This window comes from Xanthomonas sp. F14 (assembly GCF_014199865.1).
This window is the reverse complement of the sequence record NZ_JACHOM010000001.1, coordinates 1,649,214-1,674,218: the sequence shown is the minus strand read 5'-3', so window position 1 is coordinate 1,674,218 and position 25,005 is coordinate 1,649,214. Positions and strand designations below refer to the sequence as shown.

15 protein-coding genes and 4 pseudogenes are annotated in these 25,005 nt (G+C 60.0%); 14 read left to right on the top strand and 5 right to left on the bottom strand.

All coding sequences use genetic code 11. The features are described 5' to 3' along the window. Nucleotides 1-3 precede the first annotated feature (3 nt). The 3 genes from GGR73_RS07180 (at nucleotide 4) to GGR73_RS07170 (ending at nucleotide 8,379) form a co-directional block, all read left to right on the top strand. Nucleotides 4-2,373 carry a S9 family peptidase gene (locus tag GGR73_RS07180; RefSeq protein ID WP_184456223.1) on the top strand — a complete coding sequence of 790 codons (2,370 nt, stop codon included), beginning with the start codon at nucleotides 4-6 and terminating at the stop codon, nucleotides 2,371-2,373. A 584-nt stretch (nucleotides 2,374-2,957) separates the two neighbouring features. Continuing rightward, nucleotides 2,958-5,855 carry a TonB-dependent receptor domain-containing protein gene (locus GGR73_RS07175; RefSeq protein ID WP_184456221.1) on the top strand — a complete coding sequence of 966 codons (2,898 nt, stop codon included), beginning with the start codon at nucleotides 2,958-2,960 and terminating at the stop codon, nucleotides 5,853-5,855. A gap of 148 nt (nucleotides 5,856-6,003) precedes the next feature. Beyond that, the gene (locus GGR73_RS07170; protein ID WP_184456218.1) at nucleotides 6,004-8,379 is read left to right on the top strand and encodes a glycoside hydrolase family 127 protein; all 2,376 of its coding nucleotides are present in this window, start codon (nucleotides 6,004-6,006) and stop codon (nucleotides 8,377-8,379) included. 159 nt (nucleotides 8,380-8,538) lie between these two features. Here GGR73_RS07170 and GGR73_RS07165 read toward each other — a convergent pair. The 3 pseudogenes from GGR73_RS07165 to GGR73_RS07160 form a co-directional block, all read right to left on the bottom strand. Beyond that, a pseudogene (locus GGR73_RS07165) lies at nucleotides 8,539-8,866 on the bottom strand (transposase); the annotation flags it as partial. Next, a pseudogene (locus GGR73_RS20290) lies at nucleotides 8,863-9,163 on the bottom strand (SymE family type I addiction module toxin); the annotation flags it as partial. The pseudogenes GGR73_RS07165 and GGR73_RS20290, both read right to left, overlap by 4 nt. A gap of 403 nt (nucleotides 9,164-9,566) precedes the next feature. Next, nucleotides 9,567-10,529: pseudogene (locus tag GGR73_RS07160) on the bottom strand (IS5 family transposase); the annotation flags it as partial. A gap of 719 nt (nucleotides 10,530-11,248) precedes the next feature. Between GGR73_RS07160 and GGR73_RS07155 the strand changes: the two are divergent. The 8 genes from GGR73_RS07155 to GGR73_RS07120 are packed head-to-tail and all read left to right on the top strand — an operon-like array spanning nucleotide 11,249 to nucleotide 19,760. Further along, a complete protein-coding gene (locus GGR73_RS07155; RefSeq protein WP_184456214.1) occupies nucleotides 11,249-11,839 on the top strand; it encodes a 2OG-Fe(II) oxygenase in 591 nt (196 codons plus the stop codon). Between the two features lie 5 nt (nucleotides 11,840-11,844). Then, a complete protein-coding gene (locus tag GGR73_RS07150; protein ID WP_184456213.1) occupies nucleotides 11,845-13,083 on the top strand; it encodes a radical SAM protein in 1,239 nt (412 codons plus the stop codon). After that, the gene (locus GGR73_RS07145) at nucleotides 13,077-14,177 is read left to right on the top strand and encodes an aKG-HExxH-type peptide beta-hydroxylase (protein WP_184456211.1); all 1,101 of its coding nucleotides are present in this window, start codon (nucleotides 13,077-13,079) and stop codon (nucleotides 14,175-14,177) included. Before GGR73_RS07150 ends, GGR73_RS07145 begins: the two co-directional genes overlap by 7 nt. 5 nt (nucleotides 14,178-14,182) lie before the next feature. After that, the gene (locus GGR73_RS07140) at nucleotides 14,183-16,303 is read left to right on the top strand and encodes a peptidase domain-containing ABC transporter (RefSeq protein ID WP_267477612.1); all 2,121 of its coding nucleotides are present in this window, start codon (nucleotides 14,183-14,185) and stop codon (nucleotides 16,301-16,303) included. Next, entirely contained in the window at nucleotides 16,300-17,031 is a 732-nt protein-coding gene (locus tag GGR73_RS07135; protein ID WP_184456207.1) for an ABC transporter ATP-binding protein, read from the top strand. The genes GGR73_RS07140 and GGR73_RS07135 overlap by 4 nt, the downstream gene beginning before the upstream one ends. Before the next feature lie 35 nt (nucleotides 17,032-17,066). After that, a complete protein-coding gene (locus tag GGR73_RS07130; protein WP_184456205.1) occupies nucleotides 17,067-18,323 on the top strand; it encodes an ABC transporter permease in 1,257 nt (418 codons plus the stop codon). Between the two features lie 12 nt (nucleotides 18,324-18,335). Beyond that, nucleotides 18,336-19,544, top strand: a complete 1,209-nt coding sequence (locus tag GGR73_RS07125) for an ABC transporter permease (RefSeq protein ID WP_184456203.1) — start codon at nucleotides 18,336-18,338, stop codon at nucleotides 19,542-19,544. Nucleotides 19,545-19,580: 36 nt separating this feature from the next. Beyond that, nucleotides 19,581-19,760: a hypothetical protein gene (locus GGR73_RS07120; RefSeq protein WP_184456200.1), complete on the top strand. Its 180-nt coding sequence runs from the start codon at nucleotides 19,581-19,583 to the stop codon at nucleotides 19,758-19,760. Nucleotides 19,761-19,918: 158 nt separating this feature from the next. Here GGR73_RS07120 and GGR73_RS07115 read toward each other — a convergent pair. Further along, nucleotides 19,919-21,021, bottom strand: a pseudogene (locus GGR73_RS07115) (IS3 family transposase). 158 nt (nucleotides 21,022-21,179) lie between these two features. After that, nucleotides 21,180-23,084 (bottom strand): molecular chaperone HtpG, encoded by a 1,905-nt coding sequence (gene htpG / locus GGR73_RS07110; protein ID WP_184456198.1) that lies wholly within the window; start codon nucleotides 23,082-23,084, stop codon nucleotides 21,180-21,182. Between the two features lie 171 nt (nucleotides 23,085-23,255). Here htpG and rsmD point away from each other — a divergent pair, with 171 nt between their 5' ends. Genes rsmD through GGR73_RS07095 form a run of 3 tightly spaced genes read left to right on the top strand, consistent with a single transcriptional unit; the run spans nucleotide 23,256 to nucleotide 24,993 of the window. Beyond that, entirely contained in the window at nucleotides 23,256-23,945 is a 690-nt protein-coding gene (rsmD, locus tag GGR73_RS07105; RefSeq protein ID WP_184456196.1) for a 16S rRNA (guanine(966)-N(2))-methyltransferase RsmD, read from the top strand. Next, nucleotides 23,942-24,448 carry a pantetheine-phosphate adenylyltransferase gene (gene coaD, locus GGR73_RS07100; RefSeq protein ID WP_016903280.1) on the top strand — a complete coding sequence of 169 codons (507 nt, stop codon included), beginning with the start codon at nucleotides 23,942-23,944 and terminating at the stop codon, nucleotides 24,446-24,448. Before rsmD ends, coaD begins: the two co-directional genes overlap by 4 nt. A 47-nt stretch (nucleotides 24,449-24,495) precedes the next feature. Continuing rightward, on the top strand, nucleotides 24,496-24,993 hold the full coding sequence (locus GGR73_RS07095) for a hypothetical protein (protein WP_184456194.1): 498 nt from the start codon (nucleotides 24,496-24,498) through the stop codon (nucleotides 24,991-24,993). Nucleotides 24,994-25,005: the final 12 nt, after the last annotated feature.

Sequence of the window (25,005 nt, the reverse complement as noted above, 5' to 3'; positions counted from 1 at the left end):
CGCATGAAGCCACTGCTGCATCACACCCAGACCTCCAGGCAGCGTAGCGTCGCAGCATGCTGCCTGAGCATCGCACTCTGGACGCTCTCGGCAAGCGCAGCGGCTGCATCAGCTGCATCTGTGGCAACCACGCCCCTGCCCACGCCCACACCTGCGCAGTATGCGCAGGCGATTGATCTGGCCGATCACTATGCGTCGCTGGTCGACAGGCAACCGACGGCGCCGGTATGGATCGATGCAGGGCATTTCCTGTATCGGCGTGGCGTGGCACGTGCCGATCAGGCGCCGGCCATCGAGTACCGCCTGGTGGATGCGGACAGCGGCCGCAACACGCTGGCCTTCGATCATGCGCGGCTGGCGGCGGCCCTGACCCAGGCCGGTGCGCAAGCCATCGACGCCACGCAACTGCAGCTGGAGGAACTCACCCTGGACCGGCAGCGCCTGGGCTTCCAGCTGGCGAAGCTGGGCTGGCAGTGCGATCTGGCCCGCTATCGCTGCGCGCATGTGCCCGAACGCGACGTGCAGGCCGAGTCGATGGACATGCGCCTGCCGCTCAAGCAGGGCGAGCGGCAGGCCAAGCTATCGCCGGATGGCCGCTGGCGCGCCTGGGTGGAGCAGGCCAATCTGGTGATCGCGCCGGTCGATGGTGGCGAGCGCAGCGTGCTCAGCCGCGATGGCAGTGCCGACGATTACTACGCACTCGACAGCGTGGTGTGGTCGCCGGACTCGCAGCATCTGGCTGCGTATCGGGTCAAGGCACCGCCGCCACGCATGGTCTATTACATCGAATCGGCGCCGGCCGATCAGCTGCAGCCGAAGTTGCACCAGCAGGTCTATCCCAAGCCCGGCGATGCCTTGCCGGTGATGCAGCCGGTATTGTTCGACATCGCCACGCGCGCCGCGCATCCGGTGGCGATGACGCTGCTGCCCAATGCCTTCAGCTTGAGCGAGATGGTCTGGTGGAAGGACAGCCGCGGGCTCACCTTCGAATACAACGCGCGCGGGCACCAGCTGTATCGGGTCATCGAAGTGGACGCACGCACGGCTGACGCGCGCACCCTGATCGAAGAGACCTCGCCCACCTTCATCGAATACTCCGAACTCAGCGGAACGCACGAGGACGGCGGCAAGCATGCGCGGCGTGATCTGGCCGACGGCGCGCAGATCCTGTGGGCCTCCGAGCGCGATGGCTGGGAGCACGTCTATCTGTACGACGGCCACAGCGGTGCGGTGATCCGCCAGGTCACGCAGGGCGACTGGGTGGTGCGCAAGCTCGACTACCTCGACGAGGCCGCAGGCCAGCTGTATTTCACCGCCTCCGGCATGCAGCCCGGCGAGGACCCGTATTACCGCCATGCCTATCGCATCGGTCTGGACGGCACCGGGCTCACTGCATTGACGCCGGCAGCCGCCGATCACCAGGTGAGTTATTCGCCGGACGGCAAATGGTATCTGGACCTGTACTCGCGCGTGGACCTGGGCCCGGTGCTGGAGCTGCGGCGCAGTGCCGACGGCAGCCTGGCACGCACGGTGGAGCGCACCGACCTGAGCCGTCTGCAGGCTGCCGGCTGGCAGCCACCGTTGCCGTTCCACACCACCGGCCGCGACGGCAAGACCGAGATCTGGGGCGTGATCCAGCGCCCCACGCAAATGCGGCCACAGCAGCGTTACCGCGTGATCGAATACATCTACGCCGGGCCGCAAGGGTCCTTCGTGCCCAAGACGTTCACCACCCGCACATCAGCGCTGACTGCGCTGGGATTTGCGGTCGCGCAGATCGACGGCATGGGCACCAACAATCGCTCGCGCGCCTTCCACGATGTGGCCTGGCGCAACCTCAAGGATGCGGGCCTGCCGGATCGCATCGCCTGGCACAAGGCCGCTGCCGCACAGTACCCGTGGTACGCCATCGACGGCGGCGTCGGTGTATACGGCACCTCGGCCGGTGGCCAGAACGCCTTGGGTGCGCTGCTGTTCCATCCGGAATTCTATGTGGCAGGCGTGGCCAATTCCGGTTGCCACGACAACCGCATGGACAAGATCTGGTGGAACGAGCAATGGATGGGCTGGCCGGTCGGGCCGTGGTATGCCGAATCGTCGAACGTGGAAAACGCCGCGCGCCTGCAAGGGCATCTGCTGCTGGTCACTGGCGACATGGACATGAATGTCGATCCGGCCAGCACCTTGCAGGTGGCCGATCGGCTGATCAAGGCGGGCAAGGATTTCGACCTGCTGGTGGTGCCCGGCGGCGATCACGGCGCCGGTGGCGACTACGGCAAGCGCCGCCTGCTGGATTTCTTCCTGCGCTGGATGCAGCAAGCGCCAACGCCGGACTGGAACCACGACCAGGCTGCGACGACGCAGGCGCCGTGATCCGTGAGGCCGGTCTGCCGGCCGACCGTTCGACTGCAGTGCCTAGACCACGGTCGCTGAAACAGGGCGGGCAGGGCAGTGCATGCTGATTGCCGTCGCCGCGCTGCTGCATGCATGCGCAGTGCTCGATTTCTAGATCGACTGTCATCGCACATGGTTGCAGGCGATACATCGCCTCGGATGTCCCGTCCATCGCCTTAGGCGTGGTGTCCAGCTGCAGACGTTGCTGCAGAGTGCAACGTCAAGGCAGGCTGGTTCATTTGCGAACCATGCAGTTTTCCGCATGCGCTGTCGTCAAATGCGACAAGACGTGGCGCGTGCGCACAGGCACATTGTGACCAGCTGATGAAACTGGAGCGCATGGGCGGCTCCGGTGCGGAACCGACACCCTTTTTGACAACACGCGCTGCTGCGTGACCCTGTGTGGTCGTGCGCGTCGCAGGTTGTCTGCATGTCTGCAGCACAGCGCTGGCGAGAAGTTTCGCTGCGTGCGCGTCTGCCATCCATCTTGCCCTGCGCTGGCGTCTGCCGGCACGGGTGTGTGTTGCCCATCGTTTGTCTGCCATACGAATCAGGAGCCTTGCATGCCGATGCCGCTGTTGCCTTTCTCCCGGACCTCCGGCACGTCCACGCGCCCGGCGCCGAGCATGCTCAGCGCCGCATTGCTGCTGGCGCTGTCTGCAGGCGTCAGCGCACCGGTGTCTGCGCAGCAGGCCGGCGGCAGTAGTGATGCGCCGCAAACGCTGGACAGCGTGGTCGTCACCGGCTCGCGTCTGCGCCGCGTGGATACCGAAACCGCCAACCCGGTGGTCACGGTCAGCCAGGAACAGATCGCCGCGACCGGCAAGGCCACGGTGGGCGATCTGCTGCAGGAGCTGCCGTCGATCGCCGGCAACGCCACCAATCCGTATACCAACAACGGCGGCGGCACCGGCGCGTCGGCCATTTCGCTGCGTGGTCTGGGCGACAAGCGCACCTTGGTGCTGGTCAACGGTATTCGTCTGGCCTACAACGACGTCAACGCCATTCCGTCCAGCATGATCGAGCGCATCGAAGTGCTCAGCGACGGCGCCTCTGCGGTGTATGGCTCCGACGCCATCGGCGGCGTGGTCAATTTCATCCTGCGCAGCCAGTTCGACGGTGTGCAGTTCAGCAGCGACTTCGGCACCAGTAGCGAAGGCGACGGCAACCGGCGCAACTTCACCCTGACCACCGGCAAGACCTGGGAGCGTGGCAGCCTGATCGGCGGCCTGTCGTACCATAACATCGATCCGGTCTCGGCAGCGGCGCGCGACTATTCCAAGGACGCGCTTGCGTTGACCAACGGGCAACCGGTGAAGCAGGGTTCGTCCGCAACGCCCACCGGCACCGTGAATTTCAACGATGGCTCGGATCAGTCCACGCAGCTTGCGCAGGCCAACGGCTGCGGGCGTGTCACCCTCAATAGCGGCGTGAGCGGTCGCGCCGGCGCGGGCGATTTCCACTGTTACAACGCCAGCGCCGACTCCTACAACTACCAGCCGTTCAACCTGTTGCAGACCCCGCAGAAGCGCACCAATGCGTTTTTGCTGGGCACCTATCGCTTCACCGACAACGTCGAGGGCTACGTCAATACCTGGTTCAGTAAAACTGAATCCGCCTCGATCATTGCGCCGATTCCGATCTTCGCCAACGGCGACAACATCCTGGTGTCGTCGCAGAGCTACTACAACCCGTTCGGGGTGAACTTCGGCACCGATCGCAGCACCGGCACCTCGTACAACGACCTCAATACGCGCGCCACCGTGCTGGGCAATCGCAGCTATCAATACAACACCTACAACTTCCAGATCAGCCCCGGCTTGCGCGGCCGCTTCGGCGACAGTTCCTGGCAGTGGGATGCCACCTTCAACTACGGCAAGGTCAAACAGAAGTCGATCAACAACGGCTTTCTGGACTATGCCGCGTTCAATCAGGCCATCGGCCCCTCGTTCCTGGACAGCGATGGCGTGGTCAAGTGCGGCAGCGCGGGCGCGGCGATCGCCGGCTGCACACCGCTGAACTTCTTCAACCTCAACGACAGCGCCAACCTGTCCGCGCTGCAGGGCATGGTGGTCAACCCCATCGTGACCAGCGTCTATACGGTCAAGCAATTCGAGGCCAATGCCAATGGCTCGCTGTTCGAACTGCCGGCCGGCACGGTCAGCCTGGCGACCGGCGTCTCCTATCGCAAGGAGCGTTCGACCACTGCCTCCGACCCGCTATGGACCGGCGATGAAGACGGCCTGTGCGGAGTGATCGAATTCTGTTCGTCCACGTTGGCCGGCAGTTTCGACGTCAAGGAGGCCTATGCCGAAGCGCTGTTTCCGCTGCTGAAGGACCTGCCCGGCATCAACGCCTTGAACATCACGCTGGGCACGCGCTTTTCCGACTTCAGCTCGGTCGGCAGCAAGACCAACAGCAAGATCTCGCTGGAATATCGCCCGATCGAGAACCTGCTGATCCGCGGCACGGTGTCGGAGGTGTTCCGCGCGCCCAACATCAACGAGCTGTACGCCGGCGTGGCCGGCGATGCGGCCACCGTCAACGACCCATGCAATGGCTACACCGGTGGCAATGGCGTGGCCTGCGCCAATGTGCCCACCGATGGCAGCTACCAGCAATCCGATGGCCAGGTGTCGGGCAAGGTGTCCGGCGCAGCAGTGGCCGGGTACCAGCTCAAGCCGGAAACCGGCAAGTCCTACGACGTGGGACTAGTGTACGACCCGCAGTGGATCGATGGGCTGTCGCTGAGCGCGGACTGGTGGCGCATCGATCTGGAAGACACCATCACCACGGTGTCGGCGCAGACCGTGCTCAATCAATGCTTCGCCAACCCGGCCAGCTCCTTCTGCGCGTTGATCCATCGCAACGGCAACGGCACCATCAATTACATCGCCGAACCCACCGTCAACCTGGGCAAGCTGTGGGCCAAGGGCATGGACTTCAACCTGACCTACCGCGCGCCGCCCACCGCATGGGGCAATCTCAGCGCCGGGCTCAACGGCACCTATCTCACCCGTTACGACGTGCTGCCCGATACCACCGACCCCAGCTCGGTCACCATCCACAACGTCGGCCGCTACACCCAGGCCTACGGCAATTTCCCGCGCTGGCGTGCGCTGGGCACGGTGAACTGGGCATTGGACGACTGGAGCGCCACCTGGCGCATCCGTTATGTGGGGCACACCGCCATCGGCAATTCGGATCCGGACCAGAGCCTGTCCGCCGATTCCAGCGAGCCGATGGTGGTGCGCAAGATCGGCGCCTACGTCTACAACAACCTGCAGCTGGGCTACAACGTCGAACCGTGGCACACGCGCTTCGAAGTGGGCGTGGACAATATCGCCAACAAACAGCCGCCGTTGTATTACTCCAACAACGTCGGTAACGCCAATACCGATGTGGCCACCTACGATCTGCTGGGTCGGTTCTACTGGGCGCGTGCCACGGTGAAGTTCTGATCGGGCCGCTGTATCGCGCTGGCGTGCGGCCAGATGCCATCGGTCGCGGGCGTCATGCGTATGCACGCGCGTGTTGGTGCGACTGCGCAGGCGGTTGTTGCAATGGCGCGCGCGGTCTGTGCGCGCCGACAGGAGCTAAGCTGAGCCCATGACCGAGACGTATTCGAGCGAGTTGCCCAACGACCAGGCGCCGAGCCTGTCGCGGCGGCGCTTTCTGGCCTGGAGCAGCCTGGCGGTTGCGGCGGGTTTGCTGCGCTTTCCGGCCCAGGCCAGTGCCGCACGACCCGGCAGCGTGCGCGCCGTGCCGCTGGCGCAGGTGCGGCTCACGCCGTCGTTGTTCCTGGACGCGCTGCACACCAACCGTCGTTACCTGATGCGGCTGGAGCCGGACCGGCTGTTGCACAACTTCGTACTGTACGCCGGCCTCGATCCCAAGGCGCCTGCATACGGCGGCTGGGAGGCGGACACCATCGCCGGGCATACGCTCGGTCACTATCTCAGCGCATTGGCACTGATGCATGCGCAGACCGGCGATGCGCAATGCCGCACGCGCGCCGGGTACCTGGTCGCAGCGCTGGCACGCTGCCAGGCGCATGCAGGCGATGGCTACGTCGCCGGATTCACCCGCAAGAACGCCGTAGGGAAGATCGAAAGCGGGCGCGTGGTGTTCGATGAACTCAGGCGCGGCAAGATCGACCCGGCGCCGTTCTACCTCAACGGCAGCTGGGCACCGCTCTACACCTGGCACAAGTTGTTTGCCGGCCTGCTCGACGTGCATGCGCATTGCGACAACGCGCAGGCGCTGCAGGTGGCGGTAAGCCTGGCCGGCTATCTGCAAGGCATCTTCGCCGCACTCGACGACGCGCAGCTGCAGAAGGTGCTGTCGTGCGAATTCGGTGGCCTCAACGAATCCTTCGTCGAGCTGCATGTGCGGACCGGCGATGCGCAATGGCTGGCACTGGCGCAGCGCCTGCACCATCACGCCGTGCTGGATCCGCTTATCGCCCAACGCGACGAGCTGGTGCACCAGCATTCCAATACCAACATCCCCAAGCTGATCGGCCTGGCACGCGAGTACGAAGTCACTGGCGATGCCGCGTCGGGCGCGGCCGCGCGCTTCTTCTGGCACACCGTCACCGACCACCACACCTACGTGATCGGCGGCAACGGTGACCGCGAGTATTTCCAGCAGCCGGACAGCATCTCGAAGTTTGTCACCGAGCAGACCTGCGAGCACTGCGCCAGCTACAACATGCTCAAGCTCACCCGGCACCTGTACCAATGGGGCCCGCAGGCCGAGTTCTTCGATTACTACGAGCGCACGCTGCTCAACCACGTGTTGGCGCAGCAGCATCCGCGCACCGGCATGTTCACCTACATGACACCGATGCTGGCCGGCGAAGCGCGCGCCTGGTCGTCGCCGTTCGACGATTTCTGGTGCTGCGTCGGCAGCGGCATGGAGGCACATGCCCAGTTCGGCGATTCCATCTACTGGCACGACGGGCAGGGCGTTTACGTCAATCTGTATGTGCCCTCCAGCGTGCGCGATGCTGCCGGGCTGGACATGACCCTGCACAGCACGATGCCGGAGCAGGGCAGCGCCTCGCTACGCATCGACGCCGCGCCGGCCGAGCAACGCACGCTCGCACTGCGCGTGCCTGGTTGGGCGCAGTCGCCGAGGCTGCAGCTTAACGGCCAGCCGGTCGATGCCACAGTCAACGAGGGCTACCTGCGCATCGCCCGCGTCTGGCGCGCCGGCGACACGCTCACGCTGTCGTTCGAGATGCCGCTGCGCCTGGAAGCCACGCCGGACGACCCGGCCTGGGTCTCGGTGCTGCGCGGGCCGCTGGTGCTGGCGGCCGACCTGGGTGCTGCGGCAAAACCCTGGTCGGGCAAGACCCCGGCGTTGATCGGCGGCGATGAGGTCTTGCAGCGCCTGCAGCCGGTGGTGGGCCAGACCGCGTTCGACTACAGCGACGGCAGCCAGCACTGGCGCTTCTCGCCGTTCTACGCGCAGTTCGATCGCCGCAGCGCGCCCTACCTGGAGCATCGCGACGCCGCTGCATGGCAGCAGCATCAAGCCGAGCAGGCCGCAGCAGACGCGAAACAACAGGCATTGGACACGCGCGCACTGGACCGCATTGCCCTGGGCGATGAAGCCTCTGAAAAAGCCCACGGCCTGCACAGCGAAAGCTCCTACGCACTGAGCTACCGCCGCCGTGCCGGCCGCGACGCCCGCACCGGCGGCTTCATCGCCTTCACCCTGCGCAACACCACCCAGGCCAGGATCCTGCGCCTGCGCTACTGGGGCGACGAAACCCGCCGCCGCTTCCGCATCCTCGCCGACGGCGAGCTCATCGCCAACGAACGCCTGGACGGCAACCGCGGCCTGAACTTCGTCGATGTGGATTACGCCTTGCCTGCAGCAGTGGCAGGCCGCGCCACCTTGCAAATCCGCATCGAGCCGGAGACCGGCTATTCGGCAGGGCCAGCGTTCGGGTGCTGGGTGCTGGAGTCGGCGTGAGTGCTGTAGCGAGGGTGTCTCGAAGGAATGACACGCCCTCGCGCGACCTCTGGAGAGCGCATGGCACCACAGAGCGAAGAAACCGCGCCCGCAGCTATACGTAATAACTCAGACATGCAACATCAAGCCCCTCTTCCCACGGGAGAGCAACTGTCTTGATCAACTGGCGGCGGTAGCAGCCAGTTGATCTCGCATCTTGGCGTTGAGGATGACCAGCAACTTGCGCATGGCCGCCACCAGAGCCACCTTGGGGGGCCTTGCCCTTGTGACGCAGCCGTTGATAAAAATCGCGCAGCGGCGGATTGAAGCACACTGCCACTAGGGTGGCCATGTACAGCACCTGGCGGATGCCGGCCCGCCCGCCCCAGATGCGCCGCACCCCGCGCATCGCGCCGCTGTCGCGCGCCAGTGGTGCCACTCCGACCAGCTTGGCGATGGCCTCGACGCTCAGTCGGCCCAGTTCCGGCAGCACCGCCGCCATGTGCGCCAACGCACGCTGGGAATCCGCTGGCTGTGTGACCGGCCCGGCTCTGCATTGTAGAACGCATAGCCCACCGTGCAGCTTGTCGGCGTGCGTGCCTTGCGGGGCAGACGCGGTGACAGATCGTCTAAGGGGTGCCTGGGGCGACGGTCGAAATCCGGGTTGTCCACATCTAACGTGGGCGAGGGCACCAGCCGCATGGGCTGCGGGTCTTTCACCGGCAAGACTGTTTGCTTGGCGGCAGCTGCGCTGCTTGGAATTCGATTTGGGCCGCTTGGCGGTTAGAGACTGCGCCCGGCACATGGCCTCACCTCTGCAAGCACCATGGAGCGACGACGCCCACCAATCTGCACTATCGATACATCTGCCATGACAACGCCTCCTCCGAAGAACAGGCATCGCCGCCCGATGGCGACGAGATGTCGGGAGGTTAGAAATCGCTCATAGCCGGCGGGCGTATTTCTCCCTAGGGAGTGTTGTTTTATCCGCCTCCCGACGCAGGCATCGCATAGGTTTGCGCCTGCGAACAGGCACAAAAACCTACCGGTTTGATGGAGGTGGGTACCGCTACTAGGGACGGTCTGAACAACTAACCAGCATCTTGTAGATTCAATGAGCACCGCCGAGGCGGCGTGCACTGTTGGCGTCTGCGTTGTAATCCATGCGCCTTTTGCTGGCTTATCCTGCCGCAGGGCGGCATTACCCTGGCCGGCAGTAGCTGCCGGCGCACCATCCACAGATTTGAGAGCGCAAACAACGTCAGCACTTGCGCGGCTTTTTTTTGGCCAAGTCGCGATAGCGGACCTTGGTGTAGCCAAACTGGCGCTTGATCACGCCGAACGAATGCCGCACCTTCGCGCGCAAACCGAAGTTGAAGTGTTCCCAACGTTCTTCCCGGGCACGCCCGCGTTTGTTGCTGACGGCCTGAAGTCGCGCGGGCTTGGCGGCAATGAAAAATGCTGCCTCGCAGGTCCGCAGTTCTTCGCGTTTGTCTGTTCCGGTGTAGCCGCTGTCGCCGAACACGCTGTCTTCGTTACTGTGCAACAGCTTGTGCGTCACCGTGACATGGGCAGCATTGGCGTCCGTGCAATGGACGTGGTGCACCAACCCTGAAAACTCATCCACGCCGATGTGCGCCTTCATCCCGAAATACCATTGGTTTCCTTTCTTGGGCTGATGCATCTCAGGGGCGCGCGCATGGTCGGCGTTCCTGGTCGAACTGGTTGCAGTGATCAGCGTCGCATCGACAATCGTACCGGACCGCAGGCTCTGACCCTTGCGCGCCAAATGCGCTTTGACCGCTTCCGGCATCTGCGCAGCAAGGCCATGGGTTTCCAATAGGCGGCGAAAGTTGAGAATCGTTGTATCGGCAGGAACGTTGTCCAAACCACCGAGCTGGGCAAAACGCAGCTAGGTCGGGATTTCATGCAACTCTTCTTACGTTGCCGGATCGCTCAACGCGTAGCCACTGCTGCAGCAAGTGAATCCGCAACATTGTCGCCAGTGCGTACGGCTGCCGACCTGGCCGCCCTGACACCGGATAGTGCGGTTCGACCAGTTCAAGCAATTGCTGCCACGGAACGACTTGATCGATCTCGGCCAGGAATTCTCCTGGCGGGTCTGCTTGCGCTTGCCCAGGCAATCAGCGTCACGGAAACGTCAGTTGCATAGATCACTTCTCAACATGGGGGGCGCTTATCTACGGTGCGTTGTTCAGAGGTTCCTTAGGTGCTCTTAGTCCAGCGCCATGCCGCTGGCAGGCCGCGCCATCCTCGCGCTAGCCGGCAGATGAGTTTGGCGTTAGAACCGTCAACTGTTTGAGTTCGTGTGCTCACATCATCGACTTCACCGGCGCAAAACAGTCGCGCGGCTCATCAATCGAGATGTCACGACTCAACAGATCAGAGCCTTGACTTATTGCCGCATTGCAGCTCTACTGCAGGGGAGGTAGGGCTTGGCGGAGTCAGTTGTCAAGCACATAATCAGCCGCTGCTTCAACGGCTCTTAGCTGAAGCCAAGATGGCAAATCGCTACTAAAGGAATAAGTAGAGATGATGGATTACGCTTCGTTTTCCGTATGCGAGCGCATCGGTGTTCGACATCCTCGACCCGCTAACACGCTACCGCTCATTTTTCAGAGACTAGGCCCTACGCTTTTGGTCGGAGCTGGCCGTACTCACATGCGCCGCGTTAGTCGCGCGTTGAGAGTTGGATTTTCCTGCAAGGGATCATTCGCACATACCGATATCTCCGGGCTTTTTGGCAAGTCAAGTTTTGGCAAGCCATGCTCCGGGGCTGGGCCACCCGCGCGCCAAACGGCTCGGGCCATGCGAAGACGTCCCTAAGCTGCTTCAAAACCTTTCCGTCCCCAAATCAGTTGAGGGCGTCATGTCAGATGACTGGAATGTGCTCGAGAGTAGGCTGCATGTGCCTTATCTCCTAATCCCCAACGTATTTTTGCCCTACGAACTCGTTGAGCTCAATCAACTATTCAATGATTTCGAAATGGTGCCTGGACAAACGTTGGAGCGAGAAGGTTTCTTGGTAGTCGCTGAGCGACGCAAAGTGCTTACGGCCTTTTGGCCCCGTAGTGACTCAAGTCAGTGGATCTACGACAGGATCGACAAGGTCTTCTTTGCGGCAGCCAAACACTGGGGGCTGGACGTCCGCGAGACGACCGAAGAGTTGAAGCTTTGCGAGTATAGGGCTGGTGATCATTTTCAGCAGTGGCACGCGGACTCTGGGCCGGGCTATGCATCGCGCCGGAAGATCAGCATCTCGATCGAACTGTCGGACCCCAATGATTACACCGGTGGGGAGTTCGAGATGTTCCCTGGCATATCGGTTTCGTCCTCCAATGGAAGGCTGGCCGGATCTGCCGTCGTATTTCCTTCGCACCGACACCATCGCGCAAACCCTGTTCAATCGGGTGTGCGACGAGTCCTTATCAACTGGATTAGCGGACCGCCTCTTAGGTAAACGCCATGGAAGAAAATGCTCTGTCTTTCGATATCGTCCTTAAGATCACTGAACGGTGCAATTTAGCGTGTCCTTACTGTTATTACTTCAATCATGAGTACGATGCTACAAAGCGTCCCCCAACCATACGAAACGAGGTCGTAGCCGCACTTCCCGGGTTTCTTCGACGTTCTTACGACGCCTTGAATCTATCTAGGATTAACGTCGTATTTCACGGAGGCGAGCCGCTACTCCTCAAGAAAAAGCGGTTTGTTGAGATATGCGAAACGTTACGGATCGTTGAAGCTGAAAAGAGGTCGATAACGTTTGCGGTTCAGACCAATGGGACGCTGATCGACGAGGAGTGGATTGATATCTTCGAGCGATTTGATGTAAAGGCCGGCATCAGCATCGACGGCGAACGAGAAGCTCACGATCGTAATCGTCCTGATCACCAAGGTCGAGGGAGTTACGACAAAGCGCTAGCGGGGTTGCGTCTGGTGGAGAGCGCACGGAAGGCGGGCCGAGTTTCTCGTTCCGGCATCCTTGCCGTTGTCGATGCGAATGAAGATCTGAGCCGTCTCTTGGATTTTCTAATCGGTGAAATTGGGGCTACTAGCCCAAGTCTTAATTATCCACGAGGGGGGTATGACGAGCCCAGCGCGGTGTCGTGGGGCAAGTCAGTAGAGCGCATTCGGCCTTTGGTGGCTACCTGGCTCGACAAGTATGTGTTTCCAACCCCGTATTTCATTCGCGGGCTGACCGATGTCATCCTTGCCATGTATTCGGATGCTGGTATTGAACGCAACTCAAAGCGTCATGCTACCCAGCATTTCATCGCCACAGTCGCTAGTGATGGGAGTCTCCTCGTAGACGACAATATAATTGCACTTGATAGTGAGTTTGCCGAAACGCACCTCAACATCTTTGATCATAATCTCAGGGACTTGGTCACTAGTGAATTATTCGGGCGGTTGACGAGAGCAATTGATCATGTTCCTGCGAAATGCAGCACGTGTGCTTGGTTCAAATCATGCAGATCGGGCGCCCTCTACAACAGATATTCCAAGGCCGCGCCGTTCGAAAACGAATCGGTTCTATGTGATGTGTTGCAGATGATTCATGAAGAAACGGCCCGGTTTCTTGTTCAGAAGTCCATTGTTTCTCTCGATAAACTGGCTAATCGTCTCGAGTCAGTCCCCCTAACCAGCGCCGAATTTATGGTTAATGTCCTCAAGCAACGCAAGGAAGCACTTCCATGCTGAAGGAGCTATCAAACCCCATGGTCGGTGATTACATGTCGCTCTACGGCTACGTGGCCGACAAATTGTTCTATGCCTTGCTGGATAAGCTCGAAGAGGAAGGGGGCGCGAGAATATCCAAGGGTATAGATCGCCGTCCATTAATGGGTAAGGGGTGGTTGCCGCCGGTTGGCTTCGTCCGACTCTCGTGGCAGGCTGAGCCGATATGGGCGGACATTCAGATGGCCATAATTTCTCACGCCGCCGGACTCATTTCCGAGTTCGATGCGGAACTCCCAAGCGGGAACCAGCCCTTAATGCTCGGTGGGAGGGCGCTGCCGCCTTGTCGTTACAGGATCAAAGCAAGCCCGGACAGTGTGATTGTTAGGTCGAAGGAAAGCGGCGATTTCGTTTTTAGGCGAACTGACCATGGCCATTATCTAATGTCGTCAGGCGATATGGTGGAGTTGCTTGGGTCCTATGCGCTGGTGCACTCGCAAGGAGAGTGGCTCCAATACAAGGAGCCTCTTGAGACAATGTGGCCCCTCACAGAGGACCGCGCCGGCAGCATTGAAGCCGTAGACGGCGTGTTGACGACCCTAAGGGACTCGGTTCCGGAGTACCTCCTGTGGGTCTTACTGCCCATCAAGGAGATAACGCTCCTCCACCCTACCGATCCGCGAAAAACACAGAGCCGTTCATCATCAATTTTTCCGGGAAACATCCAGATTACGGCTCCGAGCACGCTGCCTCGGCTACTAGCGCAACTCGTGCACGAGTGCTCTCACCAGTATTTCCACCTAGGTCAGTGGGTGGGGCCTGTCACCGTCGCCAATGCGCCAACTGCCTATTCGATCCTGAAGAACACGCACCGCCCGCTCGACCGAGTTCTATTAGGCTATCATGCGTTCGCCAATATCTACGCGGCGCTTATGCTCCTTCGAACGCGCACCGGTGACATGCACGGCAGCGTGCTTGATCAGGAGATTGAGCACGCCAAAACCAGTGCGCATCAGCTTGGGTCAGAGCTCGATTCAAGGCTGGAATATCTGACGGAGATTGGCCAGGACCTGTATTTGCCTCTGCGCACGACGGTCTTTGAACTCGAATCAGCGTGAGAACCATGCATCGGCTCCCTGTTCTATATCAAAGCGAAACTGCAGAGTGCGGTCTCGTTTGCCTGGCCATGATCGCGCGCTTCTTTGGAATGCCGATCGATGTCTTTCAGCTCCGTGAGAAGTATCGTGTGTCATTGAAAGGGCTCACACTACGCAGTCTTTTGCAGGTTGCGAAATCAATTGGCATGAATGGCAGGGCGTATCGGTGTTCGGCTGCTCAGTTGAAAGACCTGCGCTTGCCAGTGATGCTGCACTGGGACATGGAACATCTGGTCGTTCTTAAGGCCGTTCGAGGAAAGGTTTTTCGTATCCACGATCCTGCAATTGGCGCTTTATCCCTATCTCTTGAAGAACTAACCGAGAGCTACTCTGGCGTCGCTGTAGAGTTCGATTTGGACCAGACATTCTCTAGTGGGCAGGGGCGTTATACGCCTTTTAGCGTCGTTCGGCACTTGGCCGCTAGCGTCAGATCAGAACTCTTTCGTCTGGTCGCGGTGGGATTGGCGCTAGGCCTAGTTGCCGAATCGCTCGCGCTTGGCATCCCATTCTTGCTGCACAAGACAGTTCTGGATTGGCTGGAGGTCACTTCTGTGAGAGTGCCGGTGGCCATTATCCTGTTGGCGATCTTTGCGTCATTACTAACATTTATGCGCGACCAAGCCGTCCGACGCATGGGTATCGCACTGGGCGCAGGCCTCGCCGATGACATCGTCACCAAGCATCTTGCACTGCCGGTCAACTTCTTTGAAGTACGACAACATGGGCATCTTGTTGAGCGTTATCGCGCGGTTGAGGATCTCGATCAGTTGCTTTGCGGGTCGTTTCCTCTCGCAATCGTGGACGGCGTGCTTGCCACCTTGGCACTCAGCCTACTCGCTGTGGCCTCACCAGCCTGCTGCATCCTCGTTGCCAGCGCTGTAGTGATATATGCAATACTTAGGTTTGGCCTATCTAGTCGCTCACGCACTCTTGAAGCTAGACTCAGCAAGGCGAGAGCTGATGAAAGTGGGCTCATGGTTGAGACTTTGGCGACCGTTCTCTCAACGAAGGCCCACGGACTTGAACAGAAACGACTCGCGGACTGGAGAAAAGCAAGCTCGCGCGTGCGCACCGCCCAGGAGCCGATCGCGACTCAGGACAGTATCTTGAAGGGCGTGCGAATCTTATTGGCCGTTGCAATCGTTCCCATTGCAGCGCTTCAACTAGCTGGTGGGCAGTTTAATCTCATTCTCATCCTTCTTGTAGGAACACTCGGACTTAGCAGAGCCCTTTATACGGTAGATCGTCTGGCAGACGTTGAGCGCGTGACCCAGCGGCTACGAAAATTAGAGGATGTTCTTCGAACAAAGCCGGAAGCGGATCACTTTAGCGCGGATATTGCAGCCCCTACAGGCACGATTACTTGCACAGACCTGAGATTCTCCTATTCAATCCACGATGAGCCCGTACTGAAGTCGGTAACACTCGATATCGCTAGCGGCGACTTCGTAGTAATAACTGGTCAGAACGGAGCGGGGAAGTCAACCTTGGCCAAGTGTCTCAGTGGGTTCTATCAGGCGACAGGTGGGCAGCTGTGGCTAGCTGGGCACCCAGTGAATTCCACGACTCTGCAAGCGCTAAAGCGATACGTTGATCTTGTCATGCAGGATGACAAGCTATTCCTTGGCACAATTATCGAAAACATACTGGGCGCGGAGAGCCTTGACCAAGAACGGCTTGATGCTAGTATTGAAGCTGTTGATCTAAAGCTCGTTCTGAGCGAACTGCCGATGGGACTCAACACCAAGGTGGGCGCTTCCATCTGTCCACTTTCGGTGGGTCAGAGGCAGCGAATCACACTAGCGCGCGCGATCTATCGTAGGCCGTATATTCTCTTTTTGGATGAGGCCACCTGCTTCCTTGATGAAAGCAGCGAGAAACTGGTGCTTTCAAATATCGCGAAGTTGGGCTGCACAACTATTTTAATTACTCACCGACCACACCTCGCCCTAGGTTTTGCCACGCAGCACCTGATTGTAGGCGAAGATGGGGTCAGGTCGGTCCGCGTGCAACTTGCAGAGACGCTTGGTACGCAAAAAAATCTGGACAGTCTTGCGGTGGCAGAACTGGGGCATCAAATCACATGACGTCAAACATATTTAGCCTGCGAGGCGTCAAAAAGGTCTACCAAACCGAGTCGGTGCTCACGTGGGCGCTGCAGCCCGTCGACTTAGATATCGCCGAAGGTGAGTTTGTGGCGATAATGGGGCCATCAGGATCTGGCAAGACGACGCTCCTGAGCATCCTCGGCCTACTTGAGCCGCCAACATCTGGCCGATTCAAGATCTTGGGCCAGGACATAGCCAAATGTTCCGATAGGGTGCTGAGCCAAATCCGCAGTGAGAGCATTGGATTCGTGTTTCAAAGCTTCAACCTGATTCCCACACTTAGCATAATCGAAAACGTTGAGTTGCCGATGCTCTATCGCCGACTCGAGCATAGTCGCGAGCGCGCCGAGGTCGCCTTGGCTAGGTTTGGCTTACAGGGCAGGTTGATGCATATGCCAAGTCAGCTATCCGGTGGACAGCAGCAGCGAGCCGCTATTGCGCGTGCCATTGCCGGCGAACCCGAGTTAATTCTCTTAGACGAGCTTACTGGAAACCTGGACACGGAGTCCGCCAAAACTGTGATGGAGATAGTGAAACAAATAAATGCCGACGGCACCGCCATAGTCATGGTAACTCATGACCGCGACTGCGCACGTTATGCGCGCCGCACTCTACATATTGTCGATGGCGTAGTGCATGAAGTCCCTGCGACGAAACTATTTAGCGAAGACGAAGCAGGAGCGGGCTTGTGTACAGACACTTTCTGACTTCTGGGCTGAAGCAGATTCTACGGAGCCCTGGCTTGGCGTTGCTTGTGGTGAGTATCGTGGGGCTCGGGATCGGGTTGGCAATGGCAGCTTGGACATCGGTATACATTCTCGCTAAAGATCCGATCCCGGAGAAAAGTGACAGACTTTTTCGTATCCATTTAGATCCACGCCGCGTAATAGGTGAGGAGGTCTCCTCTTATCTAACTCGCTTGGATGCTGAAACCTTACTTCGCGACGGACATGGTGCTCGCCAGACAATGGTGGCTGCTGGCCCATCCATGCTTCGAATTCCGAATAAGGAAGGGGCCGCATCGCATGCAATCTCGAGATATACAACAACTGACTTCTTCTCGATGTTTCTTGTTCCGATCGTACGCGGTCGCGTTTGGACAAGGCAAGAAGAATCGTCCCAAGCGCAGGTTGCATTGATCGACAAGGGCTTGAGCGAGAAGCTCTTTGGCACGCCAGATAGCGTTGGTCGAGACCTTGTAATCGATGGCTTTGTGTTCCGGATTATCGGCATTACCGACTCTTGGCGGCCAATCCCACGATTCTATGATTTATCCGGAGACCACTTCCGCAACCAGGACCAGTTGTTCATTCCATTCACCACTGCGCTGGGCAACCGCCTTAATTTTTCCGGCGAGCTCAGCTGCTGGGCCGATGTTCCGTCATTAGAGGGGGGGGGCGATCCGCGCAGGGCCACAGGAGCACCTTGCAGCTGGGTCGGGTACTGGGTGGAGCTGACATCCCCCAGCGATAGAAATTCGTATCGTGCTTATCTTGACAACTACGCGCGACATCAAAATGCAATTGGTCGATTCTTGGAGCCAGAAAATGTGCGTATGCAGAACGTTCGCGAATGGCTACGTTCACAAAAGATCGTACCGCGCGACGTTTGGATCCAGTCATGGGTCGCGACCGGCCTATTGATTCTAGCCATCGTGAACGCGTCTGGCCTGATCCTTACCATTTTCATGCGCAGACGTCATGAGATTGCGATACGCCGGGCAATAGGTGCCTCGCGTGCCAGCATTTTTGCGCAGTTCATGATCGAGGCGGGTCTGCTCGGCTCCTTAGGCGCTGGCCTAAGCATAATGATTTCGATCTTGGCCCTTTGGATTCTCCGGCAACAGCCATACGCGTATGCAGGGCTAGCGCGGATGAACCTCACGATGTTTGGGACGACGCTGTTAGCAGCGCTCACATCAATGCTTCTTGCCGGCGCGTTTCCAAGTTGGCGCGCGATGCGTGTGCCCCCGGCGACTAGCCTGAAACAAGGTGCGTAAGAACGCCATATGATGGACCAAGTTTTGAAGCCACTGCTGCGCAATCGCGTGATGACCTTCCTGGTTGTACTACAGGGTGCAATAGCATGCGCTATTGTCTGCAATTTATTCTTTCTTGCGGGTCTTCGTTTTGACCGCATTCTCCGTACTAGTGGCGCAATCGAAAACGAGATCGTGTACATACAAGTGCAACGTGCGTCGTCGCAACATCGTACCGTTGACTACCTGGAAAATGAACTTGGCGCACTGCGTCAGCTTCCCGGAGTTAAAGCGGTCTCGTCCGTGAATCAAGTGCTTTATGGAGGTTCCTCCTGGAGCACTTCAATCAATCTGGCGCCACAGCAAGAAGCTGCCAATTTGACGGCGAGTGTCTATACAGGCGACCGCGATTTTATCGAGACTCTGGGATTACGCCTGACACGTGGACGGGCCTTCACTACGGAGGAATATCAGGATTGGGATGACTATGAGGCGAGCGAGAGTTATGCGCCCGCGATAATTGTGTCGTCAGCTGTTGGTGAGAAGCTCTTCGGCGATTCGAATCCAATTGGTCGATCTATATATAGCTGGGGTAATAAGCCATCGCAGATTGTCGGCGTGGTTGACAAGCTCGCGCAACCGAACGATAACGCAGGTAACTCCGACGGTTACGATTACTCCATCATCGTTCCTGTGCGTGTCGATCGAGGCAACTATCTCCTTCGTACCGATTCGTCCAATCGCGGTGAGGTGATGCGCCAAGCTCAAGAGCGCTTGTCGACCCTTGATGGTAGAGGGTCAGCTTTGGGGGCAGCGACGCTGGAGGAACTTCGCCGCTCCTACTATGGCGGCGAGAGAGCGGCGATGTATCTCCTATTGATAGTTCTTATCACGCTTATCTATATCTCGGTTGGTGGGCTTGCAGGACTCCTTGGCCATTGGATTGCCCAACGCGATTCAAGCACTGGTATCCGGCGCGCCTTGGGAGCCACCCGCAAGGACATTGCACGTCATTACCTGTGCGAGACGGCTTTTCTTTCGCTTGTTGGCGCATTGTTCGGAGTTCTTCTCGCGTATGCCTTCAACGCATTGTTGATGACGGCGTATGAACTACCTCGTATGCCGCTGGCCTACGGCGCTATCGGCATGGTTGCACTTATCGTGCTCGCTCAGTTCGCGGCAATTGGTGCCGTGCGACGAGCATGCCAAATTGACCCTGCGTTGTTGGCAAGGTCATTGTAGCGGTACCCTGAAAACCAACTGCCGAAGGAGGCGAACATGAATAAGCTCATTGAAGAGCTTGCTAGGAAGCTCAATCTTGACAATGGATCGGTCGATGCCGGCAAGGCCGCGCAGATCGATAGTCGAATGAACGAAGTGCTGGATCATCATCTCGAACAAATCGCTGCGGCCCACGGCAGCACACACATCGATCATCACTCAAGTTTGATCATCTAGCTAAATGCAATCGGTGATCTCTACATTTCCCGCGTAGAGATCACCACCCCATTGAAAATTGATTCTTCACCCGGGTCCGGGGAAAACGGCGCGGATCTTCAGAAAGAAGTAGGCGTCATCGGGGGAACCATATTTTTTCGACTCCCCGCGGTTCAATACTAGGCTAAATTAGAGGTTTCCGGTTCGTGGTACTGGAGGAACTCGGCGGGCGTCAGCCCGCCAAGGCTGTCGTGAGGTATCTTGGTATGGTAGTCAGCCAACCACTGCTCTGCCTGTTTGCACACTTCTCCCAGATTGTGGAAGACGCGCATATTCAACACGCCGCGTCGGAAGCTGCCATTGAAGCGTTCGATGAAGCCGTTTTGCATCGGCCGTCCTGGCGCGATGAAGTCCAAACGCAATGTTCTTGCGTTCTGCCCATTCCGCTAACGCCAACGTGATGAACTCCGGGCCATTGTCCAGGCGAAGCTTCCCGGATAGCCGCGCCACGCCGCAATTCGTTCCAAGGTGCGGATAACGAGTGTCGCAGGAAAGTTCAGATCAATCTCGATGGCCAATGCCGCACGACTGAAATCGTCGCTCACATTGAATTTACGGAATAGCCGCCCGTCCCAAAGCGCGTCTGACATGAAGTCGATTGACCAGCTGCTATTGATCTGCTCGCAGCCACCAACGGCATCGGGTGTCGGTTTGGTAGACGCTTCTTCCTTCGTCGACGCTGATTGAGCTTCATCAGGCAATATACACGCCAGATACGCTTGTGATTCCAGATCAAACCTCGGCGGCGAATCAGTTGAAATAGCTTGCCGAAGCCGCGTTCGGGAAAACGCTCAGCGAGCTCAACCAACAATGCGATCACTTCCTATCCCGATCTGGTCGACGGCGGTAGCGTGCCGTTGACCGTGAGATCTCAACCACCACACAGGCCCGGCGTTCGCTCCAGCCGCGGCAATCCGGCAACCAGGCTAGAAGCGGGCACTTGTACGCCAAGTCTACAGCATTTTTTTGCGATCAGATCCTTCAACGCATGGTTCTCCATTGCCAGCTCGGCGTACATCCGCTTGAGCTTAGCGTGCTCGGCTTCAACGTCACGGAAATACTGCGAGTCCGACGCTTCCATGCCGCCGTACTTGGACTTCCAGACGTAGTACGTCGCATCGGAACTGCCCAGCTCACTGCAGACTTCCTAGACCTGTCTTCCGGCCTCAAACTGCTTCAGCGCCGTGACGATCTGGTTCTCGGTGAATTTGCTCTTGCGCATCAGTTGTCTCCTTGAGGCTAGTTTGCCCGGAGACCTCTAACAATATCTGGATCAAGCTTACGGACAGGGGACAGGGGTTGAGCCCATTTTTTTCACTAGCCCATAACGCAAAGACCGGCGATTAAGCCGGTCTTTGAAGTAAGAAAATTTGATCAGGCTTACGCCGACAACTCCAACAGCAACTTGTTCAACCGTCGCACATACCCGGCCGGGTCCTTGAGGCTGTCGCCCGCCGCCAGCGCCGCCTGGTCGAACAGCACCCGGCTTAGATCGCCGAAGCGGTCCATGTCGGCTTCCGCATCCAACTTTTCGATCAGCGGGTGGGCCGGGTTGAATTCGAATACCGGCTTGGACTCCGGCACGGCCTGGCCGCTGGCTTCCAGCAGTTGACGCATCTGCAGGCCCAAGTCGCCCTGGCCGATGGCCAGGATTGCCGGGGAATCGGTCAGGCGGTGCGAGACGCGCACTTCGGCCACGTCGTCGCCCAGGGCGGCCTTGATGCGCGAGGCCAGGCCTTCCTTGGATTTGGCGACTTCTTCCTGCGCCTTCTTGTCTTCTTCCGAATCCAGCTTGCCCAGGTCCAGGTCGCCGCGTGCCACATCCACGAACGACTTGCCGTCGAACTCGGTGAGATAGCTCATCAGCCACTCGTCGATGCGGTCGGTGAGCAGCAGCACTTCGATGCCCTTCTTGCGGAAGACTTCCAGGTGCGGGCTGTCCTTGATCTGCGCGTAGCTCTCGCCGGTGAGGTAGTACAGCTTGTCCTGGCCCTCGGCCAGACGACCCACGTAATCGGCCAGGCCCACGCTCTGCGTGCCGGTGGTGTCATGCGTGGAGGAGAAGCGCAGCAGGCCGGCGATCTTCTCGCGGTTGGCGTAATCCTCGGCCGGGCCTTCCTTCAGCGCCTGGCCGAAGTTGCGCCAGAACGTTGCATAGTCGTCCGGCTTGTCCTTGGCCAGCTTCTCCAGCATGTCCAGCGAGCGCTTGGTCAGCGCCGACTTCATCGAGTCGACCACCGGGCCGGACTGCAGGATCTCGCGCGAGACATTGAGCGACAGGTCGGACGAATCCACCACGCCCTTGATGAAACGCAGGTACAGCGGCAGGAACTGCTCGGCCTGGTCCATGATGAAAACGCGCTGCACGTACAGCTTCAGGCCCTTGGCCGAATCGCGGTGATACAGGTCGAACGGGGCGCGGCCGGGCACGAACAGCAGCGAGGTGTACTCCAGCTTGCCTTCGACCTTGTTGTGGCTCCACGCCAGCGGGTTGCCGGCATCATGCGCGACGTGCTTGTAGAACTCCTGATATTCCTCGTCCTTGATCTCGGACTTGGGCCGCGTCCACAGCGCGCTGGCGCGGTTGACCGCTTCCCACTCCGGCTCGGCGGGCGCGTCGGCCTGTTCGCCGTGGTGCTCCTTGCGCATCTCGATCGGCAGGCCGATATGGTCGGAGTATTTCTTGAGGATGCCGCGCAGCGTCCAGCCGTCGGCAAAGCTGTCTTCGCCGTCCTTCAGGTGCAGCACGATGCGGGTGCCGCGCTCGGGCTTGTCGACGCTGGCGACTTCAAACTCGCCTTCGCCACGCGAGGACCAGTGCACGCCCTCGTTGGCGGGCAGGCCGGCGCGACGCGAGTACACGTCGACCTGGTCGGCGACAATGAAGGCACTATAGAAGCCCACGCCGAACTGGCCGATCAGGTTGGCGTCCTTCTTCTGGTCGCCGCTGAGGTGCTTGAGGAAGTCGGCGGTGCCGGACTTGGCGATGGTGCCCAGATGCGAGACCGCATCCTCGCGGCTCATGCCGATGCCGTTGTCGTCGATGGTGACGGTGCGCGCGTCCTTGTCGTAGTCCACGCGGATGCGCAGCTCGCCGCCGCCTTCCAGCAGCTCCGGCTTCACCAGTGCCTCGAAACGCAGCTTGTCGGCGGCGTCGGCGGCATTGGAGACCAGCTCGCGCAGGAAGATTTCCTTGTTTGAGTACAACGAGTGGATCATCAGCTGCAGCAGCTGCTTGACCTCGGTCTGGAAGCCAAGCGTCTGCTTGTCGGTATCAACGGTCATTGGGGTCGTGCTCCATGGTGGCCCAGGCCGCAACGCGGCCGATGGCCTGGGGGATGAGGCCGTGTGGGGATTTTTCAAGGCGGGCGTGCGCCAGATCGCCTGCGTCCATAGCGATCGAGGAGGGCGGTTGCGGCGATCGCGGCGGTATCATGGCCGGCCAACCGTCCTGCCTTGAGCCATGTCGCCATTTGCGCTGCCGTCGTCCTGCACCCGTTCGCCCGCACCCGGCGCGTGGCGATGAGCCGCCCCGCACGGCCGGCGCCACGCGGCGCGGAAGGGCAGGTGCGCATCGTCGGCGGGCGCTGGCGCAACACCAAGCTGGCGGTGCCGGACCTGCCCGGCCTGCGCCCGAGCAGCGACCGCGTCCGCGAGACGGTATTCAACTGGCTGATGCCGCGCCTGCCCGGCGCGCGTGTGCTGGACCTGTTTGCCGGGTCGGGTGCGCTGGGCCTGGAGGCGGTGTCGCGCGGCGCCGCGCACGCGACCCTGATCGAGCGCGACCCTGGCCTGGTGCAGCGCTTGCGCCAGCACGTGACCAGGCTGGATGCGGCCGATCAGGTGCAGGTGCTGCAGGAGGATGCGCTGCGCTGGCTGGAACGTGCGCCGGTGGCGCAGGCCAGCATCGCGTTCGTCGACCCGCCGTTTGCCGCCGGGCTGTGGCCCAGCGTGCTGGAACGCCTGCCCGCGCACCTGAGCGCCGACGCCTGGCTATACCTGGAAGGCCCGGCCGAGGTCCCGCCGCAGGTGCCGGCCGGCTGGCATCTGCACCGTGAAGGCGCCACCCAGCAGGTGCGCTATGCGCTGTACCGCCGGGCCGCTGCTACACTGAACGGCGATCCGACCCCGGTAGTTTCCGTATGAGCGTGGCCAATAGCCGCACCGCCGTCTATCCCGGTACCTTCGACCCGATCACCAACGGGCATATCGATCTGGTGAACCGCGCCGCGCCGTTGTTCGAGCGCGTGGTGGTCGGCGTGGCCTACAGCCCCTCCAAGGGCCCGGCCCTGCCGCTGGAGCGCCGCGTGGAGCTGGCCCAGGAAGCACTGGCCGCGCACGCCAATGTGGAAGTGCGCGGCTTCGACACGCTGCTGGCCCACTTCGTGCGCGACATGGGCGCCGGCGTGCTGTTGCGCGGCCTGCGCGCGGTGTCCGACTTCGAATACGAGTTCCAGATGGCCAGCATGAACCGCCATCTGATCCCGGAGGTGGAGACGCTGTTCCTCACCCCGGCCGAGCAGTACAGCTTCATCTCGTCCTCGCTGGTGCGCGAAATCGCGCGGCTGGGCGGGGACGTGTCCGGTTTCGTTCCGGCTTCGGTCGTCGAAGCCTTACGGCAGGTGCGCGAGTCCCGCGCGCAGGCCTGATTCTCTAGCAGTCACATCACCACATGCTTTTCAAAGGGAGGAGTTTCATGAAACACACAATGCGCGCGCTGGTGCTCGCTTCGGTCGCCGCTCTGGCCGTCACCGCCTGCAAGAAGGAAGAGCCGGCACCGACCGCCGCCGCCGCTCCGGCTGCGCTGACCGCGCCGGCCAAGGATGACAACGCCGGCTGGAAGAAGTACCTGCAGGAAGTGGTCGGCCAGAACCTGGGCACCACCACCAACAGCCCGTTCCTGTATTACTTGCCGCCGGAGTCCGATGCCGAGTTCGCCGGCAGCTACGAGCGTCAGCTGGAAAGCGTCAAGACCGCACTCGCGCGTGGCGTGCAGCCGGGCAACATGCTGGCCTTCGGTTCGTCCGCCTCGACCAAGATCGCCGACCTGATCGACGCCGCGTTCAAGGACGTGCCGGCCGATTCGATGAAGGGCGTGCGCGTGCTGTTCATCGGCAATGCGGCCGAGAATGCGCGGGTGCAAGGCATCGTCCAGCCCAAGGGCGTGGAATACACCTTCGTTGAAGCCAAGTAATGCCGTACCAGG